At 38.1% G+C, this 21,655-nt stretch carries 19 protein-coding genes; 10 read left to right on the top strand and 9 right to left on the bottom strand.

The features are described from left to right. Positions 1-12 precede the first annotated feature (12 nt). Positions 13-867 (bottom strand): S1/P1 nuclease, encoded by an 855-nt coding sequence (locus tag QMA08_RS08385; RefSeq protein WP_290174180.1) that lies wholly within the window; start codon positions 865-867, stop codon positions 13-15. Between the two features lie 251 nt (positions 868-1,118). On the opposite strand from QMA08_RS08385, the gene QMA08_RS08380 reads away from it, so the two are divergent. Further along, positions 1,119-1,985 carry a hypothetical protein gene (locus QMA08_RS08380; protein WP_290174179.1) on the top strand — a complete coding sequence of 289 codons (867 nt, stop codon included), beginning with the start codon at positions 1,119-1,121 and terminating at the stop codon, positions 1,983-1,985. Continuing rightward, entirely contained in the window at positions 1,978-2,922 is a 945-nt protein-coding gene (locus tag QMA08_RS08375) for a hypothetical protein (RefSeq protein ID WP_290174178.1), read from the top strand. The genes QMA08_RS08380 and QMA08_RS08375 overlap by 8 nt, the downstream gene beginning before the upstream one ends. 29 nt (positions 2,923-2,951) lie before the next feature. On the opposite strand, the gene ushA is transcribed toward QMA08_RS08375, so the two are convergent. Together ushA and QMA08_RS08365 are read right to left on the bottom strand one after the other, a co-directional pair. Next, the gene (gene ushA / locus QMA08_RS08370) at positions 2,952-4,583 is read right to left on the bottom strand and encodes a bifunctional UDP-sugar hydrolase/5'-nucleotidase UshA (protein ID WP_182716350.1); all 1,632 of its coding nucleotides are present in this window, start codon (positions 4,581-4,583) and stop codon (positions 2,952-2,954) included. An 87-nt stretch (positions 4,584-4,670) separates the two neighbouring features. After that, the gene (locus tag QMA08_RS08365) at positions 4,671-4,856 is read right to left on the bottom strand and encodes a hypothetical protein (protein ID WP_024594581.1); all 186 of its coding nucleotides are present in this window, start codon (positions 4,854-4,856) and stop codon (positions 4,671-4,673) included. Positions 4,857-5,106: 250 nt separating this feature from the next. On the opposite strand from QMA08_RS08365, the gene QMA08_RS08360 reads away from it, so the two are divergent. Continuing rightward, a complete protein-coding gene (locus tag QMA08_RS08360) occupies positions 5,107-5,856 on the top strand; it encodes a peptidylprolyl isomerase (RefSeq protein ID WP_290174177.1) in 750 nt (249 codons plus the stop codon). Between the two features lie 67 nt (positions 5,857-5,923). On the opposite strand, the gene QMA08_RS08355 is transcribed toward QMA08_RS08360, so the two are convergent. Beyond that, a complete protein-coding gene (locus QMA08_RS08355) occupies positions 5,924-6,340 on the bottom strand; it encodes an MAPEG family protein (RefSeq protein WP_002959052.1) in 417 nt (138 codons plus the stop codon). Between the two features lie 239 nt (positions 6,341-6,579). Between QMA08_RS08355 and QMA08_RS08350 the strand changes: the two genes are divergently transcribed. Beyond that, positions 6,580-9,462, top strand: coding sequence for an insulinase family protein (locus QMA08_RS08350; protein WP_290174176.1), 2,883 nt, complete (start codon positions 6,580-6,582; stop codon positions 9,460-9,462). A gap of 70 nt (positions 9,463-9,532) precedes the next feature. Here the strand turns inward: QMA08_RS08350 and QMA08_RS08345 are convergent, their stop codons facing one another. The 4 genes from QMA08_RS08345 to QMA08_RS08330 all read right to left on the bottom strand — a co-directional run bounded on the left by QMA08_RS08345 (position 9,533) and on the right by QMA08_RS08330 (position 14,805). Continuing rightward, a complete protein-coding gene (locus tag QMA08_RS08345; protein WP_024604188.1) occupies positions 9,533-10,915 on the bottom strand; it encodes a Na+/H+ antiporter NhaC family protein in 1,383 nt (460 codons plus the stop codon). 463 nt (positions 10,916-11,378) lie between these two features. After that, on the bottom strand, positions 11,379-11,987 hold the full coding sequence (locus QMA08_RS08340; protein WP_039488488.1) for a PqiC family protein: 609 nt from the start codon (positions 11,985-11,987) through the stop codon (positions 11,379-11,381). Further along, the gene (pqiB, locus tag QMA08_RS08335; protein WP_002959056.1) at positions 11,987-13,642 is read right to left on the bottom strand and encodes an intermembrane transport protein PqiB; all 1,656 of its coding nucleotides are present in this window, start codon (positions 13,640-13,642) and stop codon (positions 11,987-11,989) included. The genes QMA08_RS08340 and pqiB overlap by 1 nt, the downstream gene beginning before the upstream one ends. Next, positions 13,639-14,805: a paraquat-inducible protein A gene (locus QMA08_RS08330; RefSeq protein ID WP_231619691.1), complete on the bottom strand. Its 1,167-nt coding sequence runs from the start codon at positions 14,803-14,805 to the stop codon at positions 13,639-13,641. The genes pqiB and QMA08_RS08330 overlap by 4 nt, the downstream gene beginning before the upstream one ends. 164 nt (positions 14,806-14,969) lie before the next feature. Between QMA08_RS08330 and QMA08_RS08325 the strand changes: the two genes are divergently transcribed. After that, complete coding sequence (locus QMA08_RS08325; protein WP_290174175.1) at positions 14,970-15,716, top strand: transporter substrate-binding domain-containing protein; 747 nt, start codon at positions 14,970-14,972, stop codon at positions 15,714-15,716. On the opposite strand, the gene QMA08_RS08320 is transcribed toward QMA08_RS08325, so the two are convergent. Next, on the bottom strand, positions 15,705-16,520 hold the full coding sequence (locus QMA08_RS08320; RefSeq protein ID WP_290174174.1) for a thioesterase family protein: 816 nt from the start codon (positions 16,518-16,520) through the stop codon (positions 15,705-15,707). The two genes, QMA08_RS08325 and QMA08_RS08320, sit on opposite strands and share 12 nt — an antisense overlap. Before the next feature lie 241 nt (positions 16,521-16,761). On the opposite strand from QMA08_RS08320, the gene dnaK reads away from it, so the two are divergent. The 5 genes from dnaK (at position 16,762) to QMA08_RS08295 (ending at position 21,599) form a co-directional block, all read left to right on the top strand. Next, on the top strand, positions 16,762-18,678 hold the full coding sequence (dnaK, locus tag QMA08_RS08315; protein WP_002959064.1) for a molecular chaperone DnaK: 1,917 nt from the start codon (positions 16,762-16,764) through the stop codon (positions 18,676-18,678). Positions 18,679-18,880: 202 nt separating this feature from the next. Further along, positions 18,881-20,020: a molecular chaperone DnaJ gene (gene dnaJ / locus QMA08_RS08310; protein ID WP_002959065.1), complete on the top strand. Its 1,140-nt coding sequence runs from the start codon at positions 18,881-18,883 to the stop codon at positions 20,018-20,020. Positions 20,021-20,121: 101 nt separating this feature from the next. Beyond that, on the top strand, positions 20,122-20,583 hold the full coding sequence (gene ybaK, locus QMA08_RS08305; RefSeq protein ID WP_290174173.1) for a Cys-tRNA(Pro) deacylase: 462 nt from the start codon (positions 20,122-20,124) through the stop codon (positions 20,581-20,583). 150 nt (positions 20,584-20,733) lie between these two features. Beyond that, the gene (locus tag QMA08_RS08300; RefSeq protein ID WP_002959069.1) at positions 20,734-21,138 is read left to right on the top strand and encodes a DUF1761 domain-containing protein; all 405 of its coding nucleotides are present in this window, start codon (positions 20,734-20,736) and stop codon (positions 21,136-21,138) included. 92 nt (positions 21,139-21,230) lie between these two features. After that, positions 21,231-21,599: a response regulator gene (locus tag QMA08_RS08295; protein ID WP_182712324.1), complete on the top strand. Its 369-nt coding sequence runs from the start codon at positions 21,231-21,233 to the stop codon at positions 21,597-21,599. Positions 21,600-21,655 lie beyond the last annotated feature (56 nt).

The raw sequence follows: 21,655 nt of genomic DNA, 5'->3' as shown, positions 1-21,655 counted from the left end.
ATTTAATACTGTTTATTTGTCAGTCGTCATTTTTAGTGCCGTTTCTAACTCTTTTGCAGAAGGGTCAAATAAGGCGTTTAATAGTCCAGCTAGTCGAATACCCGCTTGTTGTAGGCGTGTTTTTACAATTGGAGTGTTGTTATAAATGTAGCTGTACCCAACTTCGTCGTTGGTGTACTTATAAATTTTTGTTGCTAAATTGTGTGATTCTTCAACCCAAGTTTTAGGTGAGCTTTGTAAATACTCAGCAATTAATTCGCTGTTATTTGTATCAATAAATTGAGCGTATTCAGTAAACGACAAGTTCTCGTTCTCAACTAACTTTGTATCCCAAAGGCTGTGAAGATTTGTTTCTTCGTTAAAAAATGAAACCTTAATACGGTTACCACCTCTGTCTTCACCTCGACCGGCATGAAATGGCTGATGGCTATCGCCTACTAAATGCACTAAAAAACGCAAACTGAACTGCTTAGCATCTAAGGTGCTATTTTTATCAGTGAGTGTTTGCATTGAATAGTGAATGCCTTCTAGGATATTACTTACAGATTCTTTGTTTTTAGTGTGCTCGTGATTGAAGCTGAAAGATTTTCCTGGTGCTGCATTAATATAATGCCAACGAGATGATTGCTTTTGCCAAAAGTCGCCAGGAGCAGAGCGCATTTCATCAGGCCACGTTGATATTTGCGCAAGTGACTCACCATCTAAATAAGGTTTAATTGCTGCTTTAGTTGTTTCGCTTATATGAGATTGTGCAATCTGCCCTACAATACGGTGGCCATTTTGACCCCAAGCGTGTGAGTTAGTGCTTGTGAATATCGCACTAATCAAAAGCGCAGAAGATATCGAGTACTTTATATTGTTATGCATTAAAACTTCCTAAATGAATATTTCATGGGGTTGCTATAAGCTAATGCGGTCAATTGTCCTCATTTTTAATGTTGATAGGAAGGACTTATTAAAATTCATAGTTTCTTATTCAATTGCGTTTAAAATCAGTCCCTTATATTTAACAGGTAAAATTACTTGTTGTAATAGGTAAGCGAAATTGTTCAAATACACTATATCGTCTATTTTTGGGTGGCATTGCTTTGAATTATAAAAATATTGTGTTGCACAAAATGTTAATTGTTACATTTTTGTTTCTATTGTTGATCGTTACGTGGGTTTGCGGTCAAGTTAGTGTATACAATGATGATTTACATTTTCCGGTTATGATCGAAACCTCAACAGAGTGTCAAACAACTGCTACAAGTAATAAAGGCCAATTAATTGTTTTTACACAATCAAAAAAAATAGCCAAATTATTAACACAAAAGTTATGCTCTGATAACGTAGTAGCTAAGCAATATGGCTCGGTAAAAGGGTATTGGGGATATAGAACGGCAGATAGCTTTGAGTTTGTTGGTAAAGGAATTGCTGACCTAATTTTGGCTAAAAGTAATATTATGGCTGCATTTAAAGCGGAGTCGACCTATAACTACCAACCCGTAGTTGGTTTTTCTGACTACACGGCTTTTTTTATATCTTCTAAAGAAAAACCTCGAATTACTAAACAATATTTTTTAGATAAACGCATAGGTTTGCTTGATTATCCTACCAGCCGATCAGGGCATATTTTACCAAAGCAAATGTTTAAAGAACTGGATATAAATTTAGCTAATTTGAAAATCACTTATGCTAGTTCTCATAACGAATTACGCGATTTACTCGCCGACGGAAAAGTAGATATTATTGCTTCGTTTTGGAAAGAGAGTGACGAAAAACGTTTTTCAAAAAACTATATTACGCCTTTGAGTAATAATATTACTGGAACAAGATGGTATTTAAAAATGCAGCAAAACAATACTGATTTATTATGTGCAGTACAGGCAAATTTGCTTGATATGTCTAAAGATCAAAGTTTGCATTATTATCAAAATGCACAATCGTTTTGGAGTTGCGGTACTAGCTCAGTAAACTTAAAAGAGGAAGTTAGTGATGAGTAAATATAAACAACTACTTGTTTTACTATGCTTATTTTTAACTTTATCTTCTGTGTTTTATATTTCTGTAATTCAAAAAAGCCAGCAAGTGACTAAACAAAAAATAACGCAGATAGAAAGGCAAATTGCACTCGACTTACCATTACTTGATTTATCAAATGAGCTGCTAAAGCATTCGGGGAATAAAGATGCGGTTAATAGCTACATTAAAACCTTAAATAGCTACATTAATTCGAACGATCTTAAAGTTGTTGCTATTGCACCAAAAGGCGAAATGCTAGCACCTGTAAACTTACACCAAATAACACGTAGTTTGAGCACTAATAACGGACCTATATTAGTTGTATTTAACGTTCAGCAAACCCACTTTACATTAAGCCATTTTATTTACTATTTTATATTTTTAGTATTAAGTGTGCTGATTAGTTTTTGGGTAAAGTTTGCGTTTATTAAACAAAGTAATAAGCAGTTTAATAATGCACAGCATCAGTCAATTATAGAGCCTACGCCGCTGATGCTTATAGTTGATCTTAACGATAAAACACTATCAAGTAGTTGTAATACAGAGCAAAAAGTGGGTTTAGCCAATAAGCCATTATGCTTTTATTTAGCACTTATAGAGTATTGTACAAATAACGATGATGTAGCGCTTAGTCATAATAAAGATGTACCAGAGGAGCTTCTAGAGCTCGCTAACAAGTATTTTTATAGGTTGGTCGAACTTGGTCATACGGTTAGAAAAAGACCTAATTTTAATAATAGCCTAGAAAAAACCTTGAGTGAGATACGTGCGGCGTTAGATGAAGTACTTAGTGAGTGTCCTGAAGAAAAAGAGTTATATTACCCACCTAAAGCCTATGGAGAAGGCTCTCGTTCTCGTTTGCATAGTTATGGGCTGGCAAATATTAAAAAAGGTAATATTGAAATAAGAGGAAAGTAACTAGATTACTTCCCTCTTATTCTTAGAGGTTATTTAGGGGTAAATTCAGCCGCTTTGAGAGGGCTATTTTTTGAAATAAAGTCTTGAAGTGCTTTAGCATCTGTTTCGTCTGTACTTACAAAGCCTTTTTTATTTGTAAGTGCAGGATAACCATCACCGCCTGATGCGTTATAGCTATTTAGACTCATTCTGTATGTTTTATTTTTATTAAGCGGTTCGCCATTGATCAAAACATTAACCAACTGATTATTTTTACGCTCAAACGATATTTTATGGTATTGCAAATAAGCACCAGCATCCGGTGGGAAGCTCGTTACTGTATTTAAGTAATCCCATAAATCACTGCCTTGCCAATCCATATAAGTAATGCGGTTTTTAAAAGGATGTACTTTTAAAATATCTTTATAGCTTACTTTACCAGCCTCTATTGAGCTGCGAATACCACCGCCACTTATTAATCCAAAGTCTGCATTTACTACATCCATTTGAGCTTGAATAATTACACGTGCAAGGTTTGTTTGTTGGTAACGAACTTTGTTTCTGTCACCTTCTAAGCGAGCATCTACTTCACCAATGGTACCTTCAATTTGTTTAGCGCCTTTAGCTTGGTATACCGCTAAATAAGATTCAAGTTTAGGGTCTGGTTTAATGTACTCGTTTGCTAATACTGCTTTAGTAGAGCCATCAGCTTGAACTTTATCTACATACAAATTAACAGGCATGAGTTTGTAGTCTAGTAACGTTAATTTTCCGTTTTCAAGCTTAAACTCAGCTTTACCAACATACTTACCCCATTCATGGGCTTGCATAATGTAAGTACCGTTTTGCTGGTCTGGCTTACAGGCAAGGCCAGGTTTAAAGTTATCGTCATTTACATTTGTATCACTCATACACACAGGTTCTTGTGAGTGACCGCCAATGATCATATCAAGTGTGTTTGCAGGAAGTGAGCGAGCAAGTGTTACATCACCTGGTGCATTAATGCCAAAGCTAGCATCAACATAATGACCCATATGAGTCAGCGCAATGGTAATGTCAGGGTTGTACTTAGCTTTTATTTCTTTAGCTAGTTCTGCGGTAACATCAACAGGGTCTTTAAACTCTAAGTGCCCAATATACTGAGGGTTACCAATTTTAGCTGTGTCTGTTGTTGTTAATCCAATGACAGCAATAGTTAAGCCATTTTTTTTGAATATTTTATAGCTATCAAACGCATGTTCGCCTGATTCTTTTTCAAATATATTGGCTGATAGAAAAGGAAAGTTCACCCATTTTTGCTGTTGCTTCAAAACATCAATAGGGTTATCGAATTCGTGATTACCTAATGCCATTGCATCATAACCAATCAGCGACATGCCTTTAAAGTCAGGTTCTGCTTTTTGTAAATCTGACTCAGGAATACCGGTATTAATGTCACCACCAGAGAGAAGTAAAACGGCATGACCTTGCTTTTGGGCGTCATTACGTAAAGAGTCAATTAACGTTTTGCGAGCGGCCATACCGTATTCGCCTTTTTCGTTTTGCCAAAAACGGCCGTGATTATCATTAGTATGAAGAACAGTTAAATATTCAGTAGGAGTACTGTTAGAGGTTGATTCAGGAGCAGGAGATGTACATCCAAGTACACTAAAAATAATCGAAAATAAAATAATTATACGCATAAAATACCTATGGATTAAGGTCTACTTAATTTATCAAGCGGGTAGTTTAAACTAGTTTTATGCTAAAAAAACGTACTTATTGACATTTTATTTAGAAGGTACAGTTAATCGATTTGTGGCGGCACTTTCGCGACGCTTTAACTCTGCATCCGCATATTCCCGCTTAGTATGGTTTATACCTACCATCCACGTTAAAAAGCTCGCCGGTAGTTTTGTGTATGGTTCACCTTTGTGTAAACCAAAGTCGCAAATTGTTTGTTTAGTGTGTGGCATTGTTAATTCCTGTTGTTTGTGTTTTTTTAAGGTAACAAATAAGTGACCACACTTTTAAGATGATTTAATTTTAAATAGTTAGATTTATATAGCAAAAAAGAATATAAATAATGGCATATGTAATTAATTTGTTATCAACACGGTCTTAATTGTATCAACTCACACTTTAGAATCGATTTTAGTCGCCGATGGCATTAATGTGTTAACGCATTAACTAATTATTTAAAAAATATAACAACAGGAATAAAACATGAAAAAACTTTTACTTGGATCAGCACTTGCTGCAGCAAGTTTTACAAGCACCGCTACTATAGTTGAAATGAACACGAGCCAAGGTGTCATAGAGATTAACCTGTTTGATCAACAAACCCCCAAAACAGTCGCAAATTTTTTAAGTTACGTTCAAGACGATTCATATAACGAAACAGTAATTCACCGCTCTGTTAGTAACTTTGTTATTCAAGGTGGTGGATTTACATTTTCTGATTCGCTAGATGCGATTACTACAAAGCCCGCTGTAGATAATGAGCCCGTTTTTTCTAATGTTAAGGGCACCATCGCGATGGCTAAATTATCGGGTGATGCTAATAGCGCAACAAGTCAGTGGTTTTTTAATATGTCTAATAATAGCGCAGGAAGTGCAGCACTTGATACGCAAAATGGTGGCTTTACTGTGTTTGGACAAATTACTGCAGCAAGCCAATCAACTTTAGATAAAATTGCAGCCTTAGTTCACTGTGATGAAACACCCGTGGTTGATATTACTGCTGAGCAATGTGCAAGTACTGATGTAACAATTAGTAGTGCTAACTTAGTGACTATTCAAAATGTGGCGGTAATGGATGATGATCCTAATTCAGCAGCAGGCCTTACTGTTACTGAAAATACGCTAATTGATTCTGACACATCAACAGATTCTAGTAGCAGTTCTGGCGGCGGGTTAATTTGGCTTTTAGGTGCTTTTTTACTTGCGGTACCTCGTTTAAAACGTGCTAAATAATTAAAATTAACGGTAATGTGGATGGCCTAAACCAGCCGTCCACATTACTATTATTAAACTTTGCTGTTTAAAATAGTACTCGCCAAACCATTGCTAGCCAAATTGAAAACACACAAATACAACCCAGTAAAAACACTTTAAAACGTGCGCGTACGTTATTTTCACCTAAATGAATAACACTGTGCACAATACGTGTTGCTACAAATAAACAGGCCAGTATTGCCACAAGTGTACTGGCGCTATTTAGTTGCAGTGCAAGTAAACACCCCGCGTAAAAAAGCACAGGTATTTCAAACTGATTTGAAAAGTTTCTATCTGCCACCCTAATAGTGTCGCCAGCCTTATCTAATTGCATTGTTTTAAAGTCACTTAAATCTAGTTGTTTGTTTTTAGCTGCGGCAAAGCGCCTTTTACCCATAATGAGCATGACAACCAGTGAAAGCGTAACTTGTGCAAACATGGCAAGTATGATGATTTTTTCCATTGTTTTTCCTTATTATTATTTAGAATTTGCGTATTTTTTGATATTGAATGATTTTTAATCTCGCAAGGTTGGCAGACTCCCAACTAATATCCGATTATGAAGACATTTTTCACAATGTGTTACACAAAATAGCGTTATTTTGTAGAAAGTTATTAATTGAAAATGTTAGTTTAGCTTAACTATATTGCTTTGAATTGGCGCACGCTATTTTGCGCAATACTTTTTAATGGAAAACAAAAATGAAAAAGATTATTGGTTTTAGTGCTATCGCACTTGCAGTTTTAAGTGGTTGTTCAAATACGGCTTTGGTTTCAGTGGCGCCTCAGGCCTCTTTACTATCAGATACGTTAGTCGTTAGTCCTAACGATAACCGTGAATATAAAACACTTAAGCTGGCAAACGACATTGAAGTAATTTTAGTGTCAGATCCAGGTGCTGAAAAATCAGCAGCGGCACTAAGCGTTGGTGTTGGTTTACTGCACGACCCAATGTCGCAACAAGGTATGGCGCATTATTTAGAGCACATGCTGTTTTTAGGCACAGATCGTTACCCAGATACAAAAGGGTATTCTGATTTTATGACCAAAAATGGTGGCGCGCACAATGCTTACACGTGGCTCGATATTACTAATTACATGTTTAAAATTAATAACGACGCGTTTGATGAAGGGCTAGATCGTTTTGCCGATTTTTTCAAAGCGCCAAAGCTATACCCAGAATACACAGACAAAGAAAAAAATGCAGTGAACGCAGAGTGGTCAATGCGCCGCGAAATGGACTTTTTTGGTCAGTTTAAACTCGCGCGTAAAATGATGGGCGATCACCCCGCTAATCGTTTTTTAATCGGGAACCTTGAAACGCTTGGCGATAAAGAAAGCAGTTCACTTCATAAAGAAACGGTTGATTTTTATAATAAATACTACTCTTCAAATATTATGAAAGTTGCGCTTATTTCTAATTTACCTATTGCTGAAATGGAGCAAAAAGCGCAAAAATACTTTGCTGACATAAAAAATAAAAATATCGAAAAACCAACAGTGACTGCAAAACTTGATTTTGATAACGCTGGCGGAAAACGCGTGTTTTATGCACCAAATGAAGATGTAAAACAGCTGCAACTTGATTTCACCATTGCTAATAATAATAGCGAATTTGCACTTAAACCAAACCGATTTGTAGCGTATTTACTAAGTAATGAAATGCCGGGCAGCCCAGCGCAACTTCTTCGTGATAAAGGGTGGGTGTCTCAGCTTTCTGCTTCAGCTGCACCAAATCAATATGGTAACTACGGTTCGTTAAATGTAAATGTAGAGCTTACCGATGAAGGCATGAAAAATCGTGATGAAATAGTTGCGACTATTATGCAGTACATCGATTTAATTAAAAAAGAAGGTGTTGATAGCAAGTACTTCAACGAAATTCGTACTTCCCTTAATAACCAATTTAAGTTTTTAGAAAAAGGTGATGAATTTAATTATGTAAGCTCGCTTACGCAAAGCATGCAAGATTATCCGTTAAATCACGCTATTAATGCACCTTATTATTATGCAAAGTTTGACGCTGACGCTGTAAACAATGTACTTGAGCAGTTAAATGCCGACACCCTTCGTATTTGGTATGTATCGCAGCAAGAAGAGACAGACTCACAACTACACTTTTACGACGGTAAATACCGCATCAGTGACATTAGCGATGATGAAATTGCCAGCTGGAAAAAACCAAGCGAATTTAAGTTAGCACTACCAACAGTAAACAATTTATTGCCTGAAAATTTTGCAATAAAAACGCAAGCATTTAAAGAGCAAAAACACCCAGAACTTGCTTACGATAAAAATGGTGTAAAAGTATGGCGCCAAGCAAGTCAAAAATTTGCAGAGCAGCCAAAAGGGCTTGTTGAAGTTTATATAAATACTCAACCCGGTTTGAACGATATTAAGGCAGAAGTCCTTTATTCTGTTTGGGCTGATTTATACAATATTCAACAAAGTCAGTTAAGTACCGAAGCAGCAATCGCCGGTATGAGCGTAAGCTTAGCACCGAGTAATGGCCTTGTTTTATCTATGAGTGGTTTTACAGATAAGCAAGATGTATTGCTTAAACAAGCTTTAACCGGGTTAAAAGCTGATGAAACAGCACAAGCATTTAGCCAAGCGGTAGATCGTTTTAAACGTAATTTACTAAACCAACAAAAGCAGTTTCCGTATGCACAAGCATTTGGCGAGTATTCAAAACTAACGCGTACTGGTGGGTTTGATACAGATGCGCTTATAAAAGCCGCTGACTCACTGAGTGTTGCCGACTTAGCACAATTAAAAACAGCTACGTTTGCACAAAACGATTTACGCGTATTTAGTTACGGTAACTACGATCAGCAAGATATTGACGCGATAGCACAAGAGTTAAGTGCAACATTACCAAGTAATCATAAGCGCAGTGAATTTGCGCGAAGCAAAGCGTGGTTGCCACAACCTGGCGAAACGCTGGTATTGCAAAAAGATATTGATGTAGCCGATGTAGCGGTGGTTGATATGACCGTTCATCCTGTTGCGGGTTACAAACAAAAAGCAGAAGCAGCTGTATTACAAAGCCACTTTAGAACTGTTGCGTTTGATAAAATGCGTACTGAGGAGCAACTTGCATACGCAGTAGGTGCGTTAGCTCGCCCAATTGAAGATTACTCAGCAATAGGTTTGTATATTCAAACACCGGTTAAAGGACCAAAAGAAATACAAGCTCGTTTTGATAAGTTTAAAAAAGAATACGCAGTTGAACTTGATAACATGAGCGAAGAGACTTTTGAGCAGCTGAAAAACTCTACCCTTGTATCACTTAAAGAGCAGCCTAAAAACTTAAGTGACGAAATGAGCCCACTTATAAACGATTGGTACCGTGAAAACTTTACCTTTGATTCTAAGCAAAAGCTGATTGATGAAGTTGAAAAAGTAACGCTTGCAGATATAAAAGACTACTACAAGCAAACAATGCTTAACCCTAATGCTGCACGTTTAAATGTGCAACTACGCGGGACTAAGTTTATAGAAAGTGACTTTGCCGATTTACCAAATCAAACTAAAATCACAACGCTTGATGCCTATTACAATGGTATTAAACTACAAAAATAAGCTTTATTTATGTAGCTTAAATAAACCCCAATGTATCACTACATTGGGGTTTATTATTTATTCAGCTAATTTAAGCCATTATTAAAAAGCCTATAACAGCTAATGCCGCAGCAATTAGCGTGTAAGGCAATTGTGTAACGGCATGGCTCATTAAATTACAACCAGAGCCTTGCGCTGCGAGCACCGTTGAATCTGAGTAAAAACACGCCTGGCTACCAAAAGAGGAAGCCGATAATAGCGCACCAATGACCAGTGGTATGTTTGCATCAACCGCATTTGCCAGTGGCATAACAATGGGAATTGATACAGCAAAAATACCCCAGCTAGACCCTGTTGCAAACGCTAAAATAGCCATTGAAATAAATACCACGGCTGGTAAATATGCAGCGGTCATATAAGGGCTTAAGCTGCCAATAACAAACTGAGGCAAACCAATTAAGTCGCATACATCTTTAAATATAAACGCAGCTATAACAGTACCAATCGCGGGGATCATACTTTTAAAGCCATCAAGCATGCGTTCAATCATTTCACTTACGCTCATTAATTTTTGTAGAGCATAAAACGGGAGAGTGACCGCCATTGTTGCTAATAAGCCTTTGTATACGTCTATTTCAAAGTAAACAGTAAATGCAACCAGTAAAATAATCGGCACCAAAAAGTTACGTAATTTACCTTTAGGATCAGCATCTTCAAAGTTCTCTTCTACGGCTTTTACTGCATATTCATCCGCTGTTTGAACGTCATTGTATTGGGCTGGATCAACTTGAGCTTGCTCAATTTGTGCCATTTGCTCTGCTTTTTTCATTGGACCAATCGCAGGAATAATACCCAGCACAACAAGTAAAACAACAAGCACTGCAAACCACGCATAAAACATATACGGTATGGCTTGGATATAAACTGCAATCCCTTTGCCTTCTTCAGCAATACCGTTATCTACGAGTAAGCCACCAAAAAAAACCGCCCAAGTAGATAAAGGGACAAGTACACAAATTGGTGCAGCAGTAGAGTCTACAACATAGGCAAGCATCTCACGGCTCACTTTAAATTTATCGGTAATGCGTTTCATGGTTTCACCCACGGTAAGCGCATTTAAGTAGTCATCAATAAAAATAACTACACCCAAACAAAAGGTCATAAACAAAGATGAGCGTTTACCTTTAGTGTATTTAAGGGCTAACTTGCCAAAAGCCGATGCGCCACCTGTGCGCACTAATAGCGCGATTAAAGCACCAAAGCCACCACATACAAGTATTAGCCAGCCGATGGTTTCGTCTGTCATCACTTTTAGCGATGTACTCGCAAAGTTAGTAAGTACCTGTGCAGGATCGGCGATAACTAAACCAACTAAAGCACCAATAAGTAAAGATAAAATAGGGCGGCGTAATACAACAGCCAATACAACTACCACCAACGGTGGCAGTAAACTTAACGCAGAAGGTTCAAGCATTTAAGTATTCACAAAATTAAAAGCATGTATAAAAATTAAAATAGTATTAATTTTTAAACTGCTTATACAAAAACAAAGAAGATGATAAGTTTGTTGTAAAATCATCTTCCAAGTCACTGCTTTTGTACGCGAGGGAGGGACACATAAACAGTTATGTTAAATAGCGGCTTAAGTGAAACGCGTTGGCTTTGGCGCCAGACGGTGCAAGGAGTGCAAACCGCTATTGTTGTGCCTGTAAAAACATCGGCGCAAAAATAATCTGCTTTTTAATTTCAGTCAACAAAAATTTACATGTTTGATAAAATTTTATTAGAGGTGGTTTAATAGAGTGCTTTGTAGCGCTAATTCCTTGATGTAAAGAGATGCCATTCATCAACTTAAAAAATTATTGAAGAAGCAGCAAAAAGTAAGATTCGACGGTAATTGATGTTAAAACCGCCGTGATTATATTGTCACTTAATGATTAAAGTCTTGCTTGTTCTATTTGTTTTGCAACATTTAGGTTTATATTTAGCCATGTTGCTTCAAGTGTCGAAACCAGGCCGTCATAGCCATCATCATCAATAGGCACTAGGTTTGAAAAATTATGAATACTTATAAGACGTCGGCCTGTTTCAGGGTGTGTGTAATATAAACGCCAAAGCCCAGAAATATCAGCGTTACCTTGCATATCGCCATTAAAGTGGTGAATTTCGTATTCAAGCTCATAAAACGTTTGTTGATCAAGTTCAGTAATGACCGGTAAGCCTTTTATTACCATCCAGTTGGGCATAGCATTAAAAAGTGTTTGCTGGGCTGTTGCAGTAAGCATTACATCCGGCGATTCGCCCCATAGGTTGTAATTTGCAGCATGAATTTGGTTGCTATCTATTTTCATCGCAATGCCCAAATTATTTAAAGCGCCTCTAAGTACAACAGTTTGTATTCTTAGTTGCGCATCTGTATCTGCAACGTTTCGAGACGATGCACCTATAGGCTGCTCAAACTGGTAATACTGTGTCGCAGTTTGTATTGATGAACTACAACCTGCCAATAGTAATAATAAACTTGCAGTTAAAAATAACGATTTCATTATTGCTTCCTTGGTTTTGGATCTGCTGGTAATGATTTATCAAAAATTAGCATATTAGGTTGCTCGTTTAATCCGCGAGTTAGAGGCTGTAGGCCCTCACTTAAACGTTTAAACTCTTTTAATGTTTGCTGTATTTGATGATGAAGTTCAGAACCGGCTTGGTAACTGGCCATGGTTTTATCAAATTGGCGCATAGTGACTTCAAACTGCTCCATACTTTTTGTCATCTTTTCGAAGTTACGATTAAAGTCGCCTGGTAAGTTTTGTGTATCTTTTTGGCTTAGCAGCTCTCGCATTTCATTAGCAAGCGCTCGGTAATCGGTAAATGTGGCTTGCATTTGTGCCAAGCTATCTTCAACTTTTAAGTTATTTACTTTATTAAGTACGTCAGAGACTTGGTCTGCTAATACGGTTATGCCGCTAGAAATACTCGGAAAAACATCATACTGCACAAGTTTACCTAGGTGCGCTTCTGGCGCGTCGGGGTATATGTCAAAATCTACATACACAGCACCCGTTAATAAATTACCGGGCTTTAACGAGGCGCGCATACCACTTTCAATCCAGCCCTTTAAACTGCCTTGCCAATACTCTTTTGCTGAAGCACTGTCGTGATACAAGCGTCCGTATTCTACTTTTATAAGCACTGGAACCGCCGTATTATGGTTTCTAAAGTGGGCAGGTTTACCGTCAATAATTACATTGGCAGGGGTTTCAACAACAGTACCTACACGCATACCTCTGTACTCGACAGGTGCACCTGTGCGTAGTCCTCGAACTGATTGTTCAAATTCAATTAGGTAGTAATCAAAATCATAAAAGCGCTCTTCTAACGCCTCTTTATAGCTTTGGCTTAATGAAAAGCTATGCCCATCTTGTGCTATTTCACCCGGGGCCTGTTGTTCAGGTAAACCAACCGAAATACCGCCTTTTAATAGTTTACTCAAAGAGCCTGTATTAATATTGATGCCATCGGCAGATAGGTCAATTTCAATTCCTGCGTTCACCCAAAAAATAGAGTTCATGGTGATCAGATTTTGATAAGGGGCTTTAATAAATACGCCGTACTTCATTGCTTGGTTTTCCCAATCAAAAGTGGCGGTTTCTATTTGCCCTATTTTATAATTTTTGAAGAATATACCGGTGCTTACATCAAGTACTTCAGCGTTGTAACTCATTAATTTAAAACGACCACCTTTCACATCTTTACCAATGAGGGCGGGTTCATCTTGTAACTTAAAACGCTCTTTTAGCTCTTTACTTTCACCGGGTGAAAACTCTAAATATACACCAGACAATAACGTACTCATCCCGCTAATACCTGTTTCATCAATGCGTGGTTTCACGACCCAAATTTTAGCATCGTCAGTCAGTAGCTCGTTGTAATTTTTATCTATTTGCGCGCGAGCAATTACGCTGTCTTGCGTGTCGGATAGCCTAACATGATCAATTTGGCCTATTTTTACACTGCGCACTTTTATTTCAGTCTTACCTGCAATAATACCTTCTGCTTGTGGCATTTCGATAAAAATAGTAGGGCCTTTATTAGCTTGGTATTGGTATAACATCCACATGCCCACTAACAGCGCAATTGCCGGAATGATCCAGATAGCGGAAATTTTCGGTTCTTTTGTTATTTCAGCGGTTTCGGTCATGCTTTGTTCTCTGATTTTTTGTTTTTAGGGGAATCCCACAATAAGCGTGGGTCAAAGGCATGGGCAGCCATCATTTGGCATATTACCATAACTGTAAAAAATACAATGCCTAATCCTGGCGTTACTGACATTAAATTACCCAGTTGAACTAAGGCCACTAAAATAGCAACCACGAATACATCTATCATCGACCATTTACCAATAAACTCGGTCAGTTGATAAATTCGGGTGTAACTTTTTGTATGTTTATTGGCAGGCCTTGTAACCATAAAGCATAAAAAGCTCAATACAAATGCCTTAGCAAGCGGTACAACCACACTGGCTAAAAATATAATAGCGGCAATAGGGTAGGAGCCACTGTTCCAAAGAGTAATAACACCACCAATTAAAGTTGAAGGGGATTCATCCCCAAGGCTAGTGGTGTGCATAATAGGTAAAACATTAGCCGGAATATAACAAACAACAGAAGTAATTAGCCAAGCTGCTGCTTTTTGTACGCTATAAGGGTTTCTTACGTGTGTTTTTGTATGGCAACGCTGGCAAATATTACCGGTACATAGTTGATGGCACACATGGCAGGCTTTAATATTTTCATCTATTGCACGTTTAGCATGCTCTGCGCCTTCGAGTACTTTTACAGGCTTTATTTGAGCCCATAAGCGTGGGCGATTTAAGTGAACAAGTGCAGCTATATATAAAATAACAAACCCCACATAAGCCCAAAAACTCGTGCCGAAGCTAATATCAGCCAGCGACATGATTTTAACCATACTTACAAGTACGCCAATTAAAAATATTTCCGACATAATCCAAGGCTCTAACGCCAAAGTGAACTTTAGTAGTCGCCTTGCAATGCTCTCTGGTAATGCTTTTAAAAGCCCAAGATGCAAAGGAATTAAAATAAGAAGCAAACCCATGGGCAGGGCAATAATGCTCAAATCAATAAATAAGCCAAGCAGCTCACTATCATAATTAAACAAAATTCGAGCCGCGTCGGGTAGTGTAATAGTTTGAGTTATACCGCTACTACTAAATGAAATAAAAGGGTAAAACATACTGCTGAGCAGCATTAATAGTGCGCTAAAGCTTAGTGCAACTATGCGACTGTCGTGATTAACATCGGCTTCGCAAAGTTTATGGTGACAATGTGGGCATATCGCCATTTGTTTTGCGATTATGCGAGGTATATCTATGATCAGATCACAACAGGGGCAGACAGTTTGCAATTTAATACCAAGCAAGAAGAATATTTCTTCAATTTTGCTATATTTAATACATTAATACAACGCGTTCTGCCATCAAGCTGCTCGTTATATAAAGGAAGCGTGTGAAATATTATTTGTACTGCATATTAATGTGGCTCTTTATTTGTTCGCAAAATGCTGTGGCTATTAATAAAGAGCGAGAAGTAATTATCGCCGCGAGCGCATCAATTCCGCCCTATGTTTTTGCAAAAACAGACTCGGGTATACACCTAGGTTTAATCAAAGCCGCGTTAAAGGCTAATGGATTTGCCAATATTAATGTGCAATATATGTCGAATAAACGCGCTGAGCATCAATTGCACAATAAAGGAGTAGATATACTTTTAAATTATGCAGGAGGAAGTAGTCCTGGTGTTTACCCAAGTAAACCGGTACTTAGTTATGAAAATGTAGCCATTACACTCAAGCGAAATAAATATAATATTGATGAAATAGAAGGCATGTTTAATAAAAACGTTCTTGCTTTTCAAAATGCAATTGCATATCTGCCTTCTATATTTAAAAGTAATGTTAAACACTTTAGCTCATATCAAGAGGTTATTAATCAAAAGGCGCAGGTAGATAAGCTGTTAAAAGGTTGGGTGGATGTAATTGTGTTAGATAAGCGTATTTTTTACTATTACTACAATCAACATAAATCACCCGAAGCTGTGCAAATTTACACTTTATTTCCAAAAGCAGAGCGACCTGCTTATTTTAATAACTTCTCTTTAGCTACTGAGTTTGATATAGGTTTGGCGCTCATCAAGCAAAACGGTACTTATAAAAGAATTGTTGATGAAGGCCAAACCCATTCATCAATCAAATAACGCCACTGTTTGACGTGTAAGCGCTATTAGCTCACCGGATTGTGACCATATACAGCCATCTTCTAAACCATAGCCATCTTTTGAATGATGAGTGATTGCTTCAAAGCCAAGCCATTCTCCAGGTGTTAAGTTTGGCTCTTGTACAAACTCTAAATACCATGACATGCTACTAGCTGGAGCGGGTTGTTTAAACATTTGTAATAACGTAGGTGGCCATGCATCTGTTAATGCAATTACATGCGCTTCAGTTATTTGCTCTGGGGTGTGCTTAAAGCGCATCCAGCCCCCTAAGTGAGAAGTTTCTGCGCTGCTAAATGGCATGGCACCTTGTTGAGGGCATAAATCAACATGTTGAAAAAATTCAGGCATCTGGCCTTTAATAAAAGGTAGAGTATGGCGCTCGTCTACCGGTTTTAACCCTAAAGACTTTGAAACAGGCACATTTACACCCGACTCTCTACTTTTAGCAAAACACGCTTGTACAATTACACACACTTGTTCATTTTGAATCGCTTTGGCGAGTACCTGTGTGCTGCTTTTACCTTGTCGTAATATTTCTACCGATAACGAAAAAGGAGTATCAGCTAGTAATGGCCCTACAAAATTTGTACTGAGTGAGAGTAGGCGACGATCATTAGATACTTTTCCTCTGATAGCTTGATACAACAGTGCGGCTGAGAGACCACCAAAAGCAGTTCTGCCTTGGCACCAGTTTTCTGGAAATTGCATTGTGCTAGTTAATTGTTCGGTATTGTCTGAACTTCCAATTTTTGAAGCTTGGAGAAGTAATTGTTCAAAGTGCATGAAGATGTCCTTTTATAGTGCGATTTAATAAATTTATAACACAACCAAACTAGTCAGACCAGTAATTAAAAACGTCTCTGGCGGTGCAAAAATCACCATTCCTTACAATTATTAGGGTTATTTTGTAAATAAATCACAAAAAATGAATTTTTTTTCATTTTTACAGTTGAAATAAGTTTGGCGCATCCCTATTTACTATGTCATCGAACGTATTAACGAATATTGAAGTTGGAGAAGTTTCATGGGTAAAATTATTGGAATCGATTTAGGTACTACAAACTCTTGTGTTGCAGTACTTGATGGTGGCAAAGCACGTGTTATTGAAAACGCGGAAGGCGATCGCACAACCCCGTCTATTATTGCTTACACGCAAGACGGCGAAACATTAGTAGGTCAATCTGCTAAGCGTCAAGCGGTTACTAACCCGACAAACACATTATTTGCAATCAAGCGTTTAATTGGTCGTCGTTTTGAAGACGAAGAAGTACAACGCGATATCGGCATCATGCCGTTTAAAATCATCAAAGCTGATAACGGCGATGCATGGGTAGAAGCGGGTGGCGAAAAACGCGCTGCACCACAAATTTCTGCTGAAGTACTGAAAAAAATGAAGAAAACGGCAGAGGACTTCTTAGGTGAAGAAGTAACTGAAGCTGTAATCACAGTACCTGCATACTTTAACGATTCACAACGTCAAGCAACGAAAGATGCTGGTCGTATTGCGGGTCTTGAAGTTAAACGTATTATCAATGAGCCAACTGCTGCGGCACTTGCTTACGGTATGGATAAAAACCGTGGCGAAAACATCGTTGCAGTATATGACTTAGGTGGCGGTACTTTCGATTTATCAATCATTGAAATTGATGAAGTTGAAGGCGAGCACACTTTTGAAGTACTTGCTACAAACGGTGATACTCACTTAGGTGGTGAAGATTTCGATAACCGTGTAATCAACTACTTAGTAGCTGAATTCAAGAAAGATCAAGGTTTAGATTTAAAAACTGATCCTCTTGCAATGCAACGTGTTAAAGAAGCTGCTGAAAAAGCAAAAATTGAACTGTCATCTGCACAATCAACTGAAGTAAACCTTCCGTATGTAACTGCTGATGCATCTGGTCCTAAGCACATGAACGTGAAACTAACACGTGCTAAGCTTGAATCACTAGTTGAAGATTTAGTAACTAAGTCTCTAGAGCCACTTAAACGTGCACTTGCTGATGCTGATTTATCAGTAAGCGACATCAACGATATTATTCTTGTTGGTGGCCAAACACGTATGCCTTTAGTACAAAAAACAGTTGCTGATTTCTTCGGTAAAGAACCACGTAAAGACGTAAACCCTGATGAAGCAGTTGCAGTAGGCGCAGCGATTCAAGGTGGTGTACTTGCTGGTGACGTTAAAGATGTACTATTACTAGACGTTTCTCCATTATCTCTAGGTATTGAGACAATGGGCTCAGTAATGACTGCATTAATTGAGAAAAACACGACGATTCCTACTAAGAAATCGCAAACATTCTCAACAGCTGAAGATAACCAATCTGCTGTAACAATTCACGTGTTACAAGGTGAGCGTAAACGTTCAAGCGACAATAAATCTCTAGGTCAATTTAACCTAGAAGGTATTCGTCCAGCACAACGTGGTACACCGCAAATCGAAGTAACATTCGATGTTGATGCCGATGGTATCTTACATGTATCTGCGAAAGATAAAGATACAGGTAAAGAGCAAAAAATCACAATTCAAGCATCTTCAGGCCTAAGTGATGAAGAAGTTGAAAAAATGGTTCGTGATGCAGAAGCACATGCTGAAGACGATAAAAAGTTTGAAGAACTTGTAGCTGCTCGTAACCAAGCTGATGCTCTAGTACACGGTACTCGTAAGCAAATTGAAGAAGCTGGCGATGCATTACCAAGCGAAGACAAAGAAGCGATTGAAGCGGCTGTTGTAGATTTAGAAGCTGCTATTAAGAGCGACAACAAAGAAGAGATTGAAGCTAAAACTCAAGCTCTTGCTGAAAAGTCTCAAAAACTAATGGAAATTGCACAAGCGAAAGCACAGCAAGGTTCAGCAGATGCAGGCGAGCAACAGCAATCAGCTAAGCAAGACGACGACGTTGTTGATGCAGAGTTCGAAGAAGTGAAAGACGACAAGTAATTGTTGCTAACGCTTCTCGCTAGCCAAAAACACTTAACTCAATCGAGTGTTTAGGTTAGGATGAACAATTGAGGCGCGCGAGCAATAGCTTGTCGCGCCTTTTGCATGTATTTAAGGTTTAAAAATTCAATGATAAATCGATGCGATTTATCGGTTTATCCAGCAGCTCACGCTGCAAACAGAAAAGAGTAGTGTGATAGATATGTCAAAACGCGATTATTACGAAGCCCTCGGCGTAAGCAAAGATGCGAGTGAGCGAGACATAAAAAAAGCGTATAAACGCTTAGCGATGAAATATCATCCAGATCGTACCGCAGGCGATAAAGAGCTTGAAACTAAATTTAAAGAAGTTAAAGAAGCTTACGAGATTTTAACCGATCCTCAAAAACGCCAAATGTATGACCAACATGGTCACGCGGCATTTGAGCAAGGCGGTGGCGGTGGTCATGGCGGCTTTGGTGGCGGTCATGGCGATTTTGGTGATGTATTTGGTGACGTATTTGGCGATATTTTTGGTGGCGGCGGTGGTCGACGTCAATCTCGTCAACAACGTGGTTCTGACTTACGTTACAACATGGACTTGAGCTTAGAAGAAGCGGTTCGTGGTAAAGAAGTTGAAATTAAAGTACCAACATGGGTGGGTTGTGAGCCGTGTGATGGCAGTGGTGCTAAAGCAGGTTCTAAGCCTAAAACATGTACTACGTGTCATGGTGCTGGCCAAGTACAAATGCGCCAAGGTTTCTTTGCTGTTCAGCAAACGTGTCCAACGTGTCAGGGACAAGGTCAGATTATTTCAGACCCTTGTAACAAATGTCATGGCCAGGGCCGCGTAGAAAAAACTAAAACGCTTTCAGTTAAAATTCCAGCTGGCGTTGATACAGGAGACCGTATCCGCTTAACTGGTGAAGGTGAAGCCGGAATGCACGGCGCGCCATCTGGCGACTTGTACGTGCAAGTATCTGTTCGCGAACATGAAATATTTGTACGTGAAGCAAATAATTTATACTGTGAAGTACCAATTAGCTTTACAACAGCAGGTCTTGGTGGCGAAATTCAGGTGCCAACACTTGATGGTCGTGCAAAACTTAAAATACCTTCTGAAACGCAAACGGGCAAAATGTTCCGTATGCGTGGCAAAGGCGTTAAGTCTGTTCGAAGTGGTGCCCAAGGCGATCTAATTTGTAAGGTAGTAATCGAAACGCCAGTTAATCTTAACGAGCGTCAACGTGAACTACTGCAAGAGTTAGATGAAAGTATGGGTACAGATAGCTCGAAAAATCGTCCTAAAGAGCAAGGCTTTTTTGACGGTGTTAAAAAGTTTTTTGATGATTTAACCAAGTAAATTTAAATTATTATTAATAATGAAACGGCGCTTTTTAGCGTCGTTTTTTTTTGCTTTAAATTTTATTTTTGTTACTGTTAAAAAAAACACGATTAAATAGTATGACCCCAGCAATCGAATTACTTAAAAAACAAAAAATCCCCTTTGAAATACTCAGTTACGAACACGATGCAGGTAATAGTCAATATGGGCTTGAAGCTGTTGAAAAGTTAAATTTAGATAGCGCCCAAGTATATAAAACCCTCGTTCTTGAAACACATGAAAGGCAGCTAATTGTTGCTGTTACTCCTGTGTCGCAACAAGTTAACTTAAAACAGTTAGCAAAATTATGTGGTGCCAAAAAAGTAGCCATGGCTGCCCCGCAAAAAGTTCAAGCTAGCACTGGTTATATTTTAGGTGGAGTAAGTCCACTTGCGCAAAAAAAACGCTTAGCTACGTTTATTCATAGTAGTGCTTCACTTTTTGATACTATTTATGTGAGCGCCGGAAAGCGAGGTTTAGAAATAGCACTCTCCCCAACTAATTTAGCGGCGTTAACTAGCGCTAAATTTGGCGATTTATAGCCTTTATTTTTAAAATTACTCTCCATAAAGGCAATTAACTCAAGTTAAGCAATTTGCTCAATACCTTATTTGTAACTACATTGAGAGTATCTTTATACCGTTAATATTTAATACCAAACGGTATTACACATTTTGTATACGGCTGTTTGTATGAACCTTTTAGATGTAGATTATTTTGCAATACTGGTGGCTGCACTGTCTTCTTTTATGCTTGGCGGCATATGGTACTCAAAAGCACTCTTTAAAAACGCTTGGCTAGAAAGTATTGGCTTAACTGACCTTGATTTACAATCAGCCAATCCTAAGTTGATATTTGGCGGCAGCTTCTTTTTAGTATTTATAGCGGCTTTAATGTTGTCTCTATTTTTAGGTAAAGACGCAAGCTTAGTTGAGTGTATAGGAACAGGCTTTGTAATCGGCTTTTTTTGGATCAGTAGTTCACTAGGATTAAGTTATATATTTGAGCAACGCCCTTTAAAGCTATTTTTAATTAATGGGAGTTACTGTATTTTACAGTTTTCGTTAATGGGGCTTATTTTAGGTATTTGGCCGTAAGGGTTGAGTAGCCGTTAATGCCCGGTTTGATTCTTACCTGAGAGTAGAGTAGGTTTATATAATCGTATTTACATGATTTGGTAGCGGTATTAATGAAAATATTAGTAGTTGATGATATGCCACTCATGCGTCATGTTTTAATTAATATGCTAAGAAAGTTGGAGTATTGCAATATCGTTGAAGCTACAGATGGATTACAAGCTTTGGCTTTATTACGTGAGCAACATTTCGATTTGGTTATTACAGATCTTCATATGCCAAAAATGGATGGTGTTGATTTACTCACAAACATTCGAAAAGACAGAGCCCTTGCTGATATTCCTGTGTTGATGGTTACCTGTGAGGATAGTACAGATAAAGTTAAGCAAGTTATTGCGGCTAAAGTATCGGGGTTTATAATCAAACCTTTTAATATGAATGTATTATCATCTCAATTAAACCGCTTCTTTTTCAAAGATTAGGTTATATTTTTCATCATCATTAAATTATTATGAGCTCACTTTAATAACCATACCGC

Origin of the sequence: Pseudoalteromonas sp. APC 3355 (assembly GCF_030407615.1) — a bacterium.
Taxonomy (GTDB): Bacteria; Pseudomonadota; Gammaproteobacteria; order Enterobacterales; family Alteromonadaceae; genus Pseudoalteromonas; species Pseudoalteromonas distincta.
Note: the sequence above shows the minus strand (reverse complement) of the source record. Positions and strands in the feature narration are given on the sequence as shown.

Bases quoted from the DNA above. Each gene is read 5' to 3' on its own strand.
- QMA08_RS08385 (WP_290174180.1), bottom strand. From the start codon at position 867: ATGCATAACAATATAAAGTACTCGATATCTTCTGCGCTTTTGATTAGT.
- QMA08_RS08380 (WP_290174179.1), top strand. From the start codon at position 1,119: ATGTTAATTGTTACATTTTTGTTTCTATTGTTGATCGTTACGTGGGTT.
- QMA08_RS08375 (WP_290174178.1), top strand. From the start codon at position 1,978: ATGAGTAAATATAAACAACTACTTGTTTTACTATGCTTATTTTTAACT.
- ushA (WP_182716350.1), bottom strand. From the start codon at position 4,583: ATGCGTATAATTATTTTATTTTCGATTATTTTTAGTGTACTTGGATGT.
- QMA08_RS08365 (WP_024594581.1), bottom strand. From the start codon at position 4,856: ATGCCACACACTAAACAAACAATTTGCGACTTTGGTTTACACAAAGGT.
- QMA08_RS08360 (WP_290174177.1), top strand. From the start codon at position 5,107: ATGAAAAAACTTTTACTTGGATCAGCACTTGCTGCAGCAAGTTTTACA.
- QMA08_RS08355 (WP_002959052.1), bottom strand. From the start codon at position 6,340: ATGGAAAAAATCATCATACTTGCCATGTTTGCACAAGTTACGCTTTCA.
- QMA08_RS08350 (WP_290174176.1), top strand. From the start codon at position 6,580: ATGAAAAAGATTATTGGTTTTAGTGCTATCGCACTTGCAGTTTTAAGT.
- QMA08_RS08345 (WP_024604188.1), bottom strand. From the start codon at position 10,915: ATGCTTGAACCTTCTGCGTTAAGTTTACTGCCACCGTTGGTGGTAGTT.
- QMA08_RS08340 (WP_039488488.1), bottom strand. From the start codon at position 11,987: ATGAAATCGTTATTTTTAACTGCAAGTTTATTATTACTATTGGCAGGT.
- pqiB (WP_002959056.1), bottom strand. From the start codon at position 13,642: ATGACCGAAACCGCTGAAATAACAAAAGAACCGAAAATTTCCGCTATC.
- QMA08_RS08330 (WP_231619691.1), bottom strand. From the start codon at position 14,805: ATGGCGATATGCCCACATTGTCACCATAAACTTTGCGAAGCCGATGTT.
- QMA08_RS08320 (WP_290174174.1), bottom strand. From the start codon at position 16,520: ATGCACTTTGAACAATTACTTCTCCAAGCTTCAAAAATTGGAAGTTCA.
- dnaK (WP_002959064.1), top strand. From the start codon at position 16,762: ATGGGTAAAATTATTGGAATCGATTTAGGTACTACAAACTCTTGTGTT.
- dnaJ (WP_002959065.1), top strand. From the start codon at position 18,881: ATGTCAAAACGCGATTATTACGAAGCCCTCGGCGTAAGCAAAGATGCG.
- ybaK (WP_290174173.1), top strand. From the start codon at position 20,122: ATGACCCCAGCAATCGAATTACTTAAAAAACAAAAAATCCCCTTTGAA.
- QMA08_RS08300 (WP_002959069.1), top strand. From the start codon at position 20,734: ATGAACCTTTTAGATGTAGATTATTTTGCAATACTGGTGGCTGCACTG.
- QMA08_RS08295 (WP_182712324.1), top strand. From the start codon at position 21,231: ATGAAAATATTAGTAGTTGATGATATGCCACTCATGCGTCATGTTTTA.